Annotated in this window: 10 protein-coding genes and 1 tRNA gene; 1 reads left to right on the forward strand and 10 read right to left on the reverse strand. The window is 41.5% G+C overall.

Annotation, left to right across the window (positions count from 1 at the left end):
- Positions 1-43: 43 nt before the first annotated feature.
- From WG906_RS06460 to WG906_RS06505, 10 genes are all read right to left on the reverse strand, one after another.
- Positions 44-118, reverse strand: a tRNA-Cys gene (locus WG906_RS06460).
- Positions 119-171: 53 nt separating this feature from the next.
- Complete coding sequence (locus WG906_RS06465) at positions 172-1,473, reverse strand: YeiH family protein (protein WP_339991731.1); 1,302 nt, start codon at positions 1,471-1,473, stop codon at positions 172-174.
- Entirely contained in the window at positions 1,457-2,380 is a 924-nt protein-coding gene (locus WG906_RS06470; RefSeq protein ID WP_339991732.1) for a TIGR01777 family oxidoreductase, read from the reverse strand. Before WG906_RS06470 ends, WG906_RS06465 begins: the two co-directional genes overlap by 17 nt.
- A complete protein-coding gene (locus WG906_RS06475; protein WP_339991733.1) occupies positions 2,377-3,837 on the reverse strand; it encodes a phytoene desaturase family protein in 1,461 nt (486 codons plus the stop codon). Before WG906_RS06475 ends, WG906_RS06470 begins: the two co-directional genes overlap by 4 nt.
- Before the next feature lie 51 nt (positions 3,838-3,888).
- Positions 3,889-5,400, reverse strand: coding sequence for a hypothetical protein (locus tag WG906_RS06480; RefSeq protein ID WP_339991734.1), 1,512 nt, complete (start codon positions 5,398-5,400; stop codon positions 3,889-3,891).
- 32 nt (positions 5,401-5,432) lie between these two features.
- Positions 5,433-6,848 (reverse strand): DoxX family protein, encoded by a 1,416-nt coding sequence (locus WG906_RS06485; RefSeq protein ID WP_339991735.1) that lies wholly within the window; start codon positions 6,846-6,848, stop codon positions 5,433-5,435.
- Between the two features lie 30 nt (positions 6,849-6,878).
- Complete coding sequence (locus tag WG906_RS06490) at positions 6,879-8,192, reverse strand: RagB/SusD family nutrient uptake outer membrane protein (protein WP_339991736.1); 1,314 nt, start codon at positions 8,190-8,192, stop codon at positions 6,879-6,881.
- A gap of 11 nt (positions 8,193-8,203) precedes the next feature.
- Positions 8,204-11,464 (reverse strand): SusC/RagA family TonB-linked outer membrane protein, encoded by a 3,261-nt coding sequence (locus WG906_RS06495; RefSeq protein ID WP_339991737.1) that lies wholly within the window; start codon positions 11,462-11,464, stop codon positions 8,204-8,206.
- 621 nt (positions 11,465-12,085) lie between these two features.
- Positions 12,086-13,609: a phosphoenolpyruvate carboxykinase (ATP) gene (pckA, locus tag WG906_RS06500; RefSeq protein WP_339991739.1), complete on the reverse strand. Its 1,524-nt coding sequence runs from the start codon at positions 13,607-13,609 to the stop codon at positions 12,086-12,088.
- A 55-nt stretch (positions 13,610-13,664) separates the two neighbouring features.
- Positions 13,665-13,991, reverse strand: coding sequence for a GYD domain-containing protein (locus WG906_RS06505; protein WP_339991740.1), 327 nt, complete (start codon positions 13,989-13,991; stop codon positions 13,665-13,667).
- Positions 13,992-14,300: 309 nt separating this feature from the next.
- On the opposite strand from WG906_RS06505, the gene efp reads away from it, so the two are divergent.
- Positions 14,301-14,861: an elongation factor P gene (gene efp / locus WG906_RS06510; protein WP_339991741.1), complete on the forward strand. Its 561-nt coding sequence runs from the start codon at positions 14,301-14,303 to the stop codon at positions 14,859-14,861.
- Positions 14,862-14,871: the final 10 nt, after the last annotated feature.

Here is a 14,871-nt window from a genome sequence, read left to right on the forward strand (position 1 = left end):
GTAATTGGGTTGTGAAATCATCGAAGTCTCAACCCAAATTAAATGGACACCGGAGGCGGATTCGAACCGCCGTAAAAGGTTTTGCAGACCTCCGCCTAACCACTCGGCCATCCGGGCGTGTACTACTAATTATTATTTATGTCTGGCCATAAAAATCCAGACCTCAGCCTCTCAACTAAATAAAATAAATGCAATAACCAGCGTAACAATAATGTTGAATCCTTGAGCAATCAGAAATGCATAAAACGGTTTCTTACTATTTTTACTAAATAAATCGGAAAAATTGGTTTCCAGGCCAATACTGGTAAATGCTAAAGCAAACCATAAACCTTGCAGACTTTTTAAACTGTCCTTAACCGTTGTTGTTGTTTCCGCAGGGATAATGAATGAAAACAACAGTGAGGCTGCAATGAAGCCTATTACAAACTTTGGAAAACGCTCCCAAATCACAGCCAGGGTTGGTTTAGTATCTGCAGCTTGCGCTGATGTATGGTCGGTATAAGTCCAGAAAACCGAAATAGCAAACGCTGCAATTCCCAATAATACATTTTGTGAAAATTTGACGATGGTGCTGATTTTGAGGGCCTCCTCCCCTACAAGCGTTCCTGAAGCCACAACGGCGCCCGTGGTATCAATGCTCCCACCCAGCCAGGCACCTGTAACTGCTTCCGGAAAATTAAAATATTGCGCTATGTAAGGCATAAAAATCATCATAGGTATAGCCGTTATCAACACCATGGAAATAACGTAGGACAACTTTTTTGAATCGCCTTTTATAGCTCCGGATGTGGCAATAGCCGCCGAAACACCACAGATAGATACAGCACTCGAAATCATCATGGTTAATTCATCATCAACTTTAAGCTTTTTACATAACCAAAAAGCGAAATACCATACAGAAAGCACAACTAACAGAGCCTGTATTAAACCTAAAGATCCTGCTTTAAGAATATCTGAAAAAATAACTCCGGTACCCAACAGTACCAATCCAATCTTTACATATAATTCTGTAGATAAGGCCTTTCTAAACCAATCGGGCAGTTTGAAAAAATTCCCGAAAACAAGTCCTAAAGACAAGCTAAATATTACAGCTTCCAGGTTTAAAGCTTTAACACCTTTATTTCCGGAAATGATCAGGGCAAACAAGGTTATGATGTAAACCACCGGAAATACAATCAGAAGGCGCTTAATAGGCTTACCTGTTAAAACAGCTCCTAAGGCGGCGATTAAAACGACAAGCAAAAACTGGTAGCCCACCGCCTGAGTGTTCTCTGTAGAAAAAAGCTTTGTTGAAAGATCATCTACTGAGCTCCAGCCAAATGAAGGAGCTGGAACAATCACCCCTGAAATGGCTAAAAAAATTATCAAAAATCCCAGGACAACTACTGTCCAGTCTTCGTGAATCGCAAAGCCTTTTTTTGGCGACTGATCTTCAACAGTGGCCGTTTGTGTATCATTAATTACTGCTTCCATATGAAATTAATTGCGCTAATGCTTGTTGTATTTTTGGGTATTTGAAATTAAACTTATTTTTTTCCAGAACTGTCGAAATCACTCTTCTGCCCGAGAGCACCAGTTCGGCTTCTGTTTTGATAAAAACCGCACCAATACGGGTCAGAAAGGCGGGGTTCGGCAGACCGAAGGGCATTTTTAAGGCAGCCCTTATTTCCTGCATAAACTCTTTATTCTTTACAGGATAAGGACTTGAGCTGTGAATTATTCCTGAAACATTCTTCGCAATTGCCCATTGAATAAGGTTAACAAAGTCCTCTTCATGTATCCATGTAATGTATTGTTCACCCGAACCAATTCTACCTCCAAATCCGGTTCTGGCCAGATTTGTGAAAGGCTTTAAAACACCCTTAGCAGGTTGCAGAACCATTCCTATTCGTAGAAAAACTTTCCGGGTTTGAGGAGTAACAGACTTAAAAAAAGCCTGCTCCCATAATTTGCAAACACGGGGCGAAAAGCCGTCGCCCGGTTCCGAATTCTCATCTTTTATTTCGTCGCCCGAATTGCCAAAAATAGCTGCCGAACCAGCGTTGATCCATACTGCAGGCGAATGCTGTAAACCTTGAATGGCTTGACCAAGAATGAGCGTTGAATCTACCCGGGAGTTTATAATCTCCTTTTTATTTGTTTCGGTATACCTGCAGTTTACCGACCTTCCCACAAGATTTATCACTGCGGTGCTTCCCTCAAGTTCTTTTGTCCATGCGCCCAAAGTCCTGGCATCCCAACCCACATATCTGATATTTTTATCAGCAGCATTCTGCCTGCGGCTGAGCACCACCACCTCTGTTTCGGTATCATAATACCTTTTTATAATGCAGCTTCCCAGCGCCCCGGATCCCCCGGCAATTACAATTTTTTGCTTCATAGATTTCTAGTTGAATAAAGCGGTGATACATTCTTATTAAATACATCTTTCAAAGCCTTTTTAGCAGCGTGGTAACCACACATACCATGCACGCCCCCTCCAGGAGGAGTCGACGAAGAGCAGATGTACAAGCCTTTTGCCGATGTTTTATAGGGCGAAGTGCTGATTACCGGTCGCGTAAATAATTGCCGGATATCAATGATTCCCCCATTAATATCTCCGCCTATGTAATTGGGGTTATACTCTTCCATTTGTGCAGGATTAAACACATGCCGGGCTAATATTCTATCCCTGAAACCAGGTGCAAAACGCTCTACCTGCTTCTCAATCGCCCCGGTCATATCTGTTGTCGAGCCGTTCGGCACGTGGCAATATCCCCATGCAGTATGTTTTCCCCGCGGTGCACGCGTTGAATCGAATAAACTTTGCTGTGCCAATAACACAAAAGGCTTTTCGGGTATTTTACCCGAAGACGCGGTTTGCTCTCCAAGTACGATCTCTTCTATCGTATTGCCAATATGGACGGTGCCCGCATTCCGGCATTCTTCGGCTGTAAAAGGTATCTGACCATCAAGGGCCCAGTCTATTTTGAAAACTCCCATGCCATAGCGGTATCGCTCCAGCTGCCATTTGTAAATGGATGAAAATTTATGTCCCGCGATTTGAAGTAACTGACGCGGAGTAACATCAAACAAGACAGCATGGGCTGAAGGGAGCTGATTCAATGATTTCACATAAAAGCCGGTTTCAATTTTGCCTCCGAGCGACTCAAAATAAGAAGACAGGGCAGTCGCTATAGACTTGGACCCGCCAACGGGGATTGGCCAGCCTCCTAAATGCCCTGCAGCCATCAGCACGATACCAATTGCTGAGGTGGTAAGGTTTGATAGTGGCTGAATGGAATGTGCCGCCATTCCGGCCCACAAGCCTTTTGCTTTTTTGGTAGAAAAGCGTTTTGATAGTGTTAAAGCTGATGACAGGGCCTTCAATCCAAATTGTGCCATATCCACCGGATATCGCGGAAAGCTTAAGGGCCCCAGCACATCATTTGCAATAAGCGGCCACGACTTCAAAACGGGTGTCATCAGGTCAAGATAAGCCGTTTCGTCTTTCTCCAGAAGAGCCGCTGTTTCCGCCAAAGATTTTTTTAGAACCGCAGCCGACCCATCCTCAAAGGGATGGGCTGCCGCGGTTTCTGGGTAAACCAACTCTAAACCGTGTGCGTGCAGCGGTAAAGTTTGGAAAAAAGGTGAGGCTGCGGCCATCGGATGAATCGCAGAACATACATCGTGGGTGAAGCAAGGTATGGTAAGTTCGGCCGAACGTAAACCGCCTCCAATTACATCCTTGCCTTCTATTAAAAGTACAGACAAGCCCTCGCGTTGCAAGGTAATTGCAGCAGAAAGTCCGTTTGGCCCTGAACCAACAACTATGGCATCAAAATCTTTTTTACTCATCTGCATGTGTTGTTAGCGCATTTAACATTACCAATCTTAACAGTTTATTCATTAAAATGCCTTTATGTTTGTTTGTCTTCCTTCCACTAAAGGATATTTTTTGTTTAACTTATCCAAAACCACATAAATTGAATCATTAAATTCATTTCTTCCGCTTAAAATAATGCGCGTAGCGCTAGTCCTGCTGTAATGAAGTACCTGGGTTTCATCCGCATGATTTTTGTTTTTATTCTGCAGGTAAAGGATCTGATTTACAGGATCAGCTTTATAAAAGAAGTATCTTCGTTCGCCCGACATACCACCGACTTCCCAGCGCGTAACCCCTAGATCACGATTCTTTTTCTGTTTTGCAAGTCCGTCAGAATCCTGTGTATTTACCTGGTTTAGTTTTGTATTCTTTTTGTTATTCTTAACCCTGAGCGGAGAATACCCTATCATCCGGTCAGCAACAGCGCCACGATTTGTTCGGTAGCTCAGGGAAGACCAGTCTTCAAATATAGCATCCTGCCATCTGATAGAATCTGCCGGATTGTAAGGCAGCACTTTGTCGTTCAATCTAAACTCGCTCACAGTGTACAGGCCCTTAGTTTGGGCAATGCCAGGAGTACTCGGGATGTTATAATTATTCCCATTAAAAAACCCAAAAGCCCATAAGCCCGCGGCAACAGGAACAAACAGAAAATTAAAGGTCCATTTAGTTCCGTTTACAAGATACTTTTGCCAGTTTTCTGAAAATACAGGGTTGTACCGATAAGGCTGAAGAACATCCTTCTCATTGACAATAAGATTCCAAATTTTAGGCAAATCATACCAGGTAATAAAAATCCCTATAATCGCGAAATAAGCAGCAGGAACCGCCACACCAGCATCATATGCATGGTTGGCAATACATATGTTAAATGTCACAACCGCCGCGAGCGCTGCTCCTAAAACAGAAGTTTTCCGGTGCAGCAATAATAAGCCCGGCAATATTTCGGCAAAACCAAGAAACACTGTGTATTCAAAAGATACTCCCACATGCGACCAGTACAATTTCTTCTCTGCAAAATCGATAAACGGAGTGTTTAACATTCCCTCTGTTGGATAAACCATTTGCATGGGAAATGCTTTTTTTAGTCCCCAGCCTACCATACCGTAGGCCAGGCGGTAACGGGCAAGAACACGGATCAAGTAGTACAGTTTGGTATATTGAGTAGTGTTTTTATCCAAAAGTGTCCATATAGCTCCGCCAATTACAGCTCCAGCAAAAACCAGGATAAGGTTAATATAATTCAGGATACCGAAAACCCCTTCTTCCGATTCAATCGTGATAATCTGCGGGGGCCAGAACGCAACTATGGACTGAAAATCGTGATAGGTAATTTTTGAAAATTTCAGTCCGAACAAATGCTTATAAAACCCGGGATACGTAGGTACACATAAAAACAGAATGTATAAGAATGCTATTCTGAAAGCTATCTTCTGTGTATTCGTCCATGCTGAACGATTTGGTCTTACCTGTTCTGCAGAGCGATGATGCTCTGCAACATAAGGACCTTCAATGCTTAAATCTGTTGTCGACATGATTCAAAAATTTATATTATAAATGCATTAAATTAAAGTTTAACAGGCTTGCGACGTCCTTCAAACATCATATATTTTTTATTGATCTTATTGAGAACTACCCGGATAGAATCCCGGTTCTCGTTAATCCCCGAAAGCACCAGAGTGCTGTCATTCGGCCTTTGATAAGCAAGAACCAGTTTTTCGCTCCTATGATTTTTATTCTTGTTTTGAAGATAAAGCCTGTGATTTATCGTGTCGGCTTCGTAATGAAAGTAGTGACGGCCCGCAAAACCTGCGAGTTCATATTTGCGATCAATATCTTTTTCCTGAACTGCTTCAGCACTACTAAAATCGATTTTAACCGGGCGATTAACTTTGATGGTAAGCGTCGACCATTTTTCGAAAACTACATCCTGCCAGCGATCCTTATCTGTTTTTGAAAAAGGAATAAGCTGATTATTCAGGCGAAACTCCTTAACATTATAATATCCATAGGCATTGCTTAACCCCGGTGTATGCGGAATTTTATAAGGGTCGCTTACAAAATTATCATAGGTTTTATAAGCAAATAATACAGTAAAAATCAAGAATGCGCCTCGCAACCCTGTCCGGATATTTGCGATGGCTTTATCAGAAAAATCGGGAACTAATTTATTGGCATATACAGGGACTTCGCTGACGAGCAGTCTCCATAATCTTGGAATATCATACACAAACAAAAACACGGCAAGTAATACAATCAAAGTACTTAACACCTGTTCACCGATGTCGTAAAAACCATTAACAACGGCAACGTTTCCTATAAATCCAAAGATCAATCCGACACCAAAAGTTACCGTCCGCCTGTTGAATAATAGGAAAGCCGCTAATATCTCCACAAAACCCAAAAAAGCCTGGTATTTAGGTGCTATACCAACGGTCTGAAAGTAGATTTTCCAGGGAAAGAAATCGCCGTAATTGGTAAGCAAATTACTTAAAGAAGGATAAGGCATTTGCAATGGAAAGAACTTAATAAAGCCATAGGTTATTAAAACGATGGCAAGACGATAGCGAACAATCACTCTCAGCCAGTAATACAGAACATTATATTCCTTCCTCTTTGTATCGATATTACTCCATACTATAGCTCCGGTCAACGAAATAATAGCTGCGATTGCCCAATTTGCAAACTGGCCGATACCCCAGGCTGGTAACTTTTTATTCGATATAAATTGAGTCTGATACTTTGATAGCCTGAACAAATCATGAAAATGAAGGTGCGCCCAGTCTATCGAAAAAACTTCTCGGTAAAATTTCCAGTCAACAGGAAGTATCAATAAACTCAGAAAAATGAAAAAGAAACGAAACAGATTTCTTTCCCATGGCTGCCAGTCCTGCAGATTATGGTCTGGTTTTGCAATGCTGCCGAAATGTTGCAGCACCCTTTTCCAGAAGGAAGGTGCTGCATGTGATTTTGTACTACTCATAACAGAGGTTGATTAAGTATGCTGATTAGATTAGTTACCGTATTCGGGATTCTGCTTAAGTGAAGGATCGGCCAATATTTCCCCCGCAGGTATCGGGAAAATGTATCTGCTGGGATCAGTCAGATTAAAGACCACCGGCGCTCTTCCTGTTCGCACAATATCAAACCAACGGTGAGGTTCGAGTGCAAACTCCACCCGGCGTTCGTTCTCAATGGCGAGTATGATCTCATCCTGAGTAAGAGCAGTGCTGTTTGCAACATTAGCACGAGCACGAACGGCGTTTAAATCACCCAAAGCACCTGTTAAATCAGGCACCGTTTTTTTGGCTCTGGCTTCTGCTCTTATCAGGTGAAGCTCTGCGGTTCTAATGCCGTAAGCAGCAGAAGTATTAGAAGGATAAATACCACCGATAAACTGATTCGATGCATTCTTTACAGATAAGATTTTTCTATCGCCACCTACCGCAGGATCATTCAGCAAATTATGCAATACTGCCTTAGGCTCTAATTGTCGGTTACTGGTATTCCACAGTCCGTAACCACCGTTCAGATCATTAACACTATAAGAAAATTCCAGTACCGATTCGGTAGTTCCGGCAGCAAGGTTAAAGGGTTTTATTAATATGTAACTGCTATTTGCAAGAATGCTGTTCACATCATTTTCGGCATCCTGATATCTGTTAGTATACAAGTGCAACCTTGCCCGCAAAGCATACACAGTATATTTTGTGGCTCTGTTTCTTACAACGGTGCCTGGCAATAATGCTTCTGCCTGGTTCAGATCAGCCAGCACCTGGGCATATACTTCTGCCTGAGTGCTCTTTGGGACGCCTAGTTTATCCACAACTACTTTAGTCGGAGTAAGAAAAATTTGAACATTTCCGAACACCCGCGCCAAATCGAAATAAGAATAGGCCCGAATAAAATAAGCTTCACCTAAAAGCTGATTCTTCAAATCCTGACTAAGCCTCACATCATTTACCAGAGGTACTTTTTCGATAACATGGTTCGCCCGGTTAATGGTATTATAGAAGTTTGACCAATAGGTCGATAAAAAACCGATATCGGAACGTAAATCATAATTAATAACATTCAAATCTGTTTGAGCATTATTAAGAGACCTAACATCGCCACCCGACTGCAGAATGGTGTTTTGAAAACTACTGCTATAATTTGAGCTGGCCAAAGCACGATAAGCACCCCGTACGGCTGTCTCGGCAGAAGCCTTATCAAAAATTGTATTTTCATCTGAAACCTTGTCGTACGATTCTACTTCCAGATATTTCTCGCACGATTGCATAAGCATGCTGACTATCAGCATAGAGAGTATAAGTATCTTCTTCATATGTATATAGATTAGAATGAGATATTAGCACCAAATTGAAGACCTCGTGGCTGCGGAGGTGTAGCCGTGTCGAGCCCATCAAGGTTTTGCCCTGCACTGCCCGATGTCTCCGGATCTGCACCGGTATAATTTGTCTGAATCCATAAGTTAGTACCCAAAGCATACAGCCGTACTTTGTTTAGCTTAAGTCGGGCAGAAACTTTTGCGGGTAATGTATATCCAATGACAGCAGACTTAAGTCTGATGAAGGATCCGTCTTCCAGATACCGGCTATTTTGTTCGATATTATAGTTATTGCCTACGCTTGTCACCCTCGGTGTATTGGTTATATCACCGGGCTTTTGCCATCTGTCAAGCTGGCTTTTTAAAATCGAACGCGACGCATCACGGGTTCCTCCACCTTCTAAAATGTATTTATTGAAATTAAACACCTTATTACCGTATTGATACGTAAATAATACATTGAGATCAAAACCTTTGTAAGAGACCTTATTAGTTAATCCACCAAAGAATTTTGGAATTAAGTTACCCATCAGCTGGCGATCAGCCTGAGTAAGCTTTCCGTCTTTATCTAAATCCTCGAACACTGCATCTCCTGTTTGTGGATCGACATACAACTGTTTGTATAACCAGAAACTCCCCAGAGCCTCCCCTTCCTGCGTTCTTCTGTATTCGCGGGCTTCAAAAGTGATGGGACTAATTAGTTTCTCTGCGCGGTTGCGGTTACTTGAGAAGTTAAAATTTGAACTCCATTCAAACCCATTTTTCTTAATATTAACAGTGGAAAGCCCGAGTTCAATTCCCCTGTTGCTCACTTCGCCTGCATTGGCCAGTGTACTTCCGTAACCGGTAGAAGCCGGTACAGGCAGAAATAACAATGCGTCGGTAGTGTACTTGTAGTAGGCGTCCACATTAATAAATAAACGGTCATTGAATAAGCCAAGATCCAGTCCGGCATTATAAGTAGTCGTTTTTTCCCATTTCAGATCAGGGTTTTCAAGCTGAGACGGAGCAATCCCTGGTTTCGGTCCGCTGGTAAGATTATCAGGATACTGTGCGATTCCCGTCCATAATCCGCGCGAAGCGTAATCGTTTATACCGTTCTGGTTACCGGCAGAACCTGCACTCACTCTCAGTTTCAGCTCAGTTACCTGCTCTACATCTTTAAGAAAAGGCTCCTGCTTGATCCTCCATGATGCACCAATGCCTGGAAAATATCCCCAACGGTTATTGGCGCCAAACTTTGAAGAACCATCTGCCCTGAGCGTACCTTCCAGATAATATTTATGATCGTAACTATAATTTAAGCGACCGAAAAATGATGCAATTGTTGAGCGGGATCTTCTCTGTTCAGATGTTCTGATAGACGCAGCGGAAATCTGCTGAAAGGAATTATTTGGAAAACCAGATCCCGTTTCAGATGCTACATTAACATTTGTGCCCTGGATACTATTGCCCAGCAGCGCGGTAATTGAATGTAAATTCGTTAATGCCTTTGTATAAGAAAGAGTTTGTTCATTCTGAAAGACCGTTAAGTTTGTGAACGCTTCATTAATGTATCCGGGCGGGTTTGGAGCTCCTCCGATAATCGTTTGATCGTTAAAAAACTCACGTTCGTTGTAATGATTAAAATCTAAGCCAACAGATGTTTTAAACCGAAGGCCGGGTAAGATGTTGAATTCCAGAAATTGATTGCCGATGTACCGGAGGCTTTTAGTAGAAATATTGGTAATGTCTGTATTAGTTAAGTTATCAATATTTTCATAAATAGAGCCTCTTGCAAGTGTGCCGTCTTCGTTATTTAAGGGTAAATAAGTTGGATGATGCAGGGCCGCTAGTAAATGGCCTGCTTGTTGTCCTGCGCCGCCTCTTACCTGCTGTCTGAATGATCGGTAAGCACCATTGCTTGAGCTGAGAGTAATTTTAGGATTAAGTTTAACATCCAAATTTAATTTAAAACTGCCACGTTCAAATTCAGCCGGATTTAAAACCCCTTCCTGACCGGTATATCCGGCGCCCAGATTGAACCTTATTTTTTCGCTCCCTCCCTGCGCATTTAAATCATAGTTCTGTGTAAAAGCGGTGCGGAACACGCGGCTCATTCTGTCGTAAGTTTGCTGCTCTTCCGGGGTCCCTCTTCCAGGAACGCCGTTAATCAGTTCAATTCTGGGACGAAAAGGTCGATTTGCATACGTCTGATTTAAGCTTGGTTTATCAATTCCTGAATTTATCCATTGCTCATTTACAAGCATAGCATGCTCCGGACCGCTGGTTAGGTCCCATAATCTCTCCTGATCTGCTTTTTGCCAGCCATTTGACACATCAAGACTGAATTTAGTTCTTATAGAATTATACTCGCCACGTTTTGTAGTAACCAGGATCACTCCGTTTGAGCCGCGAGACCCATATATGGCAATAGCACTCGCATCTTTTAAAACTTCAATACTTTCTATGTCGGCCGGATTTATATCTGCCAGTGGTGAGGTCTTCTTCCCTCCAAGTTCTATCGATGCCAGTGAGTTATTATTCACCAATACCCCGTCAATAACATATAAAGGATCGTTGCTTGCATTAATTGAAGCTGTTCCTCTAACCTGCACTTTCACTCCTTCTCCGGGGGTTCCTGAAAATGTATTTACCTGGATTCCTGCAGCCCTGCCCTGCAATTGCGCATCAAAACTTGCAACCGGAGTTTGCTTGGTCTCTTCTGCATTGATTTTCGTGATGGCTCCTACAACGCTTTTTCGACTTTGTGTTCCGTATCCAACTATGACTACATCGTTTAGCTCTTTGGTTAGCTCTTTTAATTTTATCTCTACCGGACTTCCGTTTACTACAACTTCTATTGATTCATAGCCCAAATAACTAACCAATAAGGTGTAAGGAAATTTTTGACCTGTAATAAAGTTAAACCTGCCCTCAGAATCGGTATTAACGCCGTGAGTGGTACCCTTGAGGCGAACTATTGCACCAATGAGCGGCTCTCTTGTTATTGCATCACTAACCGTCCCGTTTAAGGTAGAATTAATCAGAGGTCGGGTCGGCTGCTGTGCAGATAGAATTAAAGGAACAGCAAGCATCACTACAAGATGCCAAAAGCTAACTAAAAATGACGATCCTGAAGCTCTAGTAAAGATTGGATGATAATGGATACCAATTGTTTTTTTCGAATTACCCGACGATAAAAACGCAGGACTAGAATTTTCTGAATTTAATGCTTTTATAAAAGCTAGGCCTGCATTATGCAGCTCAGCCTTTTCAAAATTTTGCATACTTTTACATTGAGTTTAATGAATGGATTTGAAGCAGGTGACAACGCCAATTGATATGCCTGTTTCAATGATTTAAGCTCGTGGGGAGGTACTCTTAGTACTTCCCTTTTTTTCATGATTATTAATTCGCCGGGTGTTCCTCCTTTGTTAAATTCATGTCCAATTTATTTTCCGGATTAACAACAACCTGAAAACACATTTGGGAAGTGCTTTAATGACAGGCCAGGCAGAAATGTGTACGTGGTTATATTATTCATAATGGCACAAATTAAAATAAAAAATAATAGACTACCAAATTTATAGACTAAATAGTTTATTATTGTTTACTCTCGAAAAAACAGGTGATGATCCGTAATTAATTTCTCATTAACTTTTTTCGGTGTCCTTCCTGGCCGCCGCCTCTATCCTTACAGTTGTGATGGACGCACGGACTAAGCTTGCTTAACAAAAAAATAACTCTTCCACTAGTCTCTCTGCTAAAAACGGTACGCTGATTTATAAAATGAAACCGGGTGCTGCTTATTTATCCAGGGCATTACGACGGCCCGAAGAAACCAAAAGCTGGATATATTTTACTATTCACTTAATCCAATCCAACAACAGGAGCCGTCCGTGTGCTTCTTAAATAAACTGCTTAAAATTATTTTCAAACTTACTTGCAAGATCGTCTCGCCGTTGATTATAATCTGCCAAATCGGTTGCCTGCTTACAGGGGTTCAGGAACTCATCTTTAACTCCCGGGCAGGACTTTGGAATCTGTAAATCCAGAACAGGAAAAAGTTCAAATTTTTGCGATTCTAAGGAGCCATTAAGAGCGGCAGTTATTAGCGCCCGTGTGTTCTTTATACTAATCCTTTTGCCTTCTTTGTACGACAAGCCATTCCAGCCGGTATTGACCAACCAAACATTGATATTGTATTTTTCCAGCTTTTCTGCAAGCAGACCGGCATATACTGTTGGATGAAGCGGTAAAAACGGAGCTCCAAAACAGGTGCTAAAGGTTGGTTTGGGTTCTGTCACTCCTGTTTCTGTTCCGGCAACTTTAGAGGTATATCCATTTAGGAAATAATACATAACCTGCGGAATGCTTAATTTGCTAATTGGCGGCAATACACCTGTTGCATCACAGGTGAGAAAAAATATAGTGCCAGGAATACCTCCTCTGGAAGGATTTGCTCTGTTTTTTAAAAAATGCAGAGGGTAACTAACTCTGGTGTTATCGGTTATTGATCCATTATTGAAATCAATTACATTTGAATCTGGCTTAAACAAAATATTTTCGACCAGAGCTCCTTTCCTTATGGCCCTGAAAATATCTGGTTCATGTTCTTCATCTAAATTAATAGTTTTTGCATAACAACCACCTTCAAAATTAAAAACAGAATTTTGATCCCATCCATGCTCATCGTCCCCTATTAGTTTCCGTTCCGACTCAGCGCTTAAAGTTGTTTTTCCGGTTCCACTTAACCCAAAAAACAACGCAACGTCTCCATCATGGCCAATATTGGCGCTGCAATGCATACTTAATACGTTATGCTTAGAAGGTAAAATATAATTTAATACAGTAAACACTCCTTTTTTTACTTCACCCGTATATCCTGTACCGCCAATTAATATAGTTCTGTCTTCAAACGAAATGATCGAAAAATTTGACGATCGCACATGATGAATTGCAGGGTCAGCCTGAAAGTCAGGGGCCTGTATTATTGTCCATTCTTCGATCGTTTCAGACGACTCAATCTCATCCGGCCTCAAAAACATATTATAGGCAAATAGATTTCCCGACGGATATTCATTTATCACATTAACTTTTAGGTGATATGCGGGATGTGCGCATGTAAAGCATTCTCTCTGCCAAAGTTCAGGTTTACTATCCAGATAACTCAATACATCCTTTTTAAGCGATTGATAACTCTTGTTATCAACAGGGATATTAAATCCGCCCCAGCTTACGCAGGCGTTGACTTCATCATTCTCTACTATATACTTATCCAAAGGGCATCGGCCCGTAAATTTTCCGGTATGAATGCACAATGCCCCTGTACTACTCAGGGTGCCATGTTTTTTTTTCAGAGTTGCTTCAGTAAGTTCATCGGGGGTAAGCTGATTATGGACTTTTGCGGATTTAAAGTAAGAAGTATTCATAGGCCAATTATTAAATTAATCTATCATCTACATGCCATAGTTCTGCCGGAGGCCGTTATGTTCCAGGTGGGCGGTAAGCGACCGCCTCCGCACGGCTAAGGGCGTTAAGTGTCTCTTCTACTGTGAGCAAAGGAGTCGTTTCACATTTCGACAAGGCCCCGCCACCGCTTATTGCGATAACGACTGCCGCCATCGACACATTATCCGGTGCTTCCCATAAATTATATCCGTCGTATGCACCGAAAGCGTACCAGAATCCATGCAGCTTCCCACCAACGGACTCAATGTACTTTCGGGCAGCCTCACGACGGTCTTCAGGATTTTTAATTAATCGGGTCCAGGTTTCCGGCGTATAGCTGAATCGTGTTAAATAAAGAGCCATTATTTTAGGTTTAAATGGTTGCCTACTCTGTAGGGTTTTCGGCTTCTCCGTTCTGTAATTCATTTATTCCCGATACTGGATGGTAGCCGATAAGGGGAGGTTTTGCGCAGATATACATAAATATCGTGAATTAGAAGTGCTTGCGCAACATTAAGGAACAATATTTTTATAGCGATTAATTACACGACAAATGCACCTTTTTATCCCGACCATACAAGAGATTTCTTGATTATGATCTTTAAAATAAGTTTCTAATAAAAATATAAAAATGCGTCTATCTTTGGGCTCAAATTTTACAATTGTATTCTTATGGCAAAGGCATCTGAAGTTAAAACAGGAAATATTTTACGTTACAACAGTGAACTGGTAACGGTAGAAGAATTTGTACATCGTACACCAGGTAAAGGCGGGGCCTTTTATTTAGGTAAATTCCGTAATATTAAAACCGGAAAAATTGTGGAAGCACGTTTAGGAACTGACGAGCAGGTGGAAATTTGTCGTGTAGAAACCAGTGATTACCAATATCTATATGAAGAGGGTGATTATTTTGTGGTAATGGATAATGTTTCTTTTGAACAGCACAATATCCCTAAATCACTATTTGGACCATCGGCGAGGTTCATTAAAGAAGGTATGAATGTAATAGTTTCATTTGAAAGTGAAGAACCTATTATGGCTCAGGCACCGAACAATGTGGAACTGGAAATTACATACACTGAACCAGCTGTTAAAGGTGATACTTCTTCAGGAGCTCAGAAATATGCTACTACAGAAAACGGCATCGAAATAAAAGTCCCTTTATTTGTAAATCAGGGAGATAAGATAAAAATAGATACCCGCACAGGAGAATATATTGAGAGGGTAAAATAGTAATTAATAA

The sequence above is a fragment of the Pedobacter superstes genome, assembly GCF_037622515.1.
GTDB lineage: Bacteria > Bacteroidota > Bacteroidia > Sphingobacteriales > Sphingobacteriaceae > Paradesertivirga > Paradesertivirga superstes.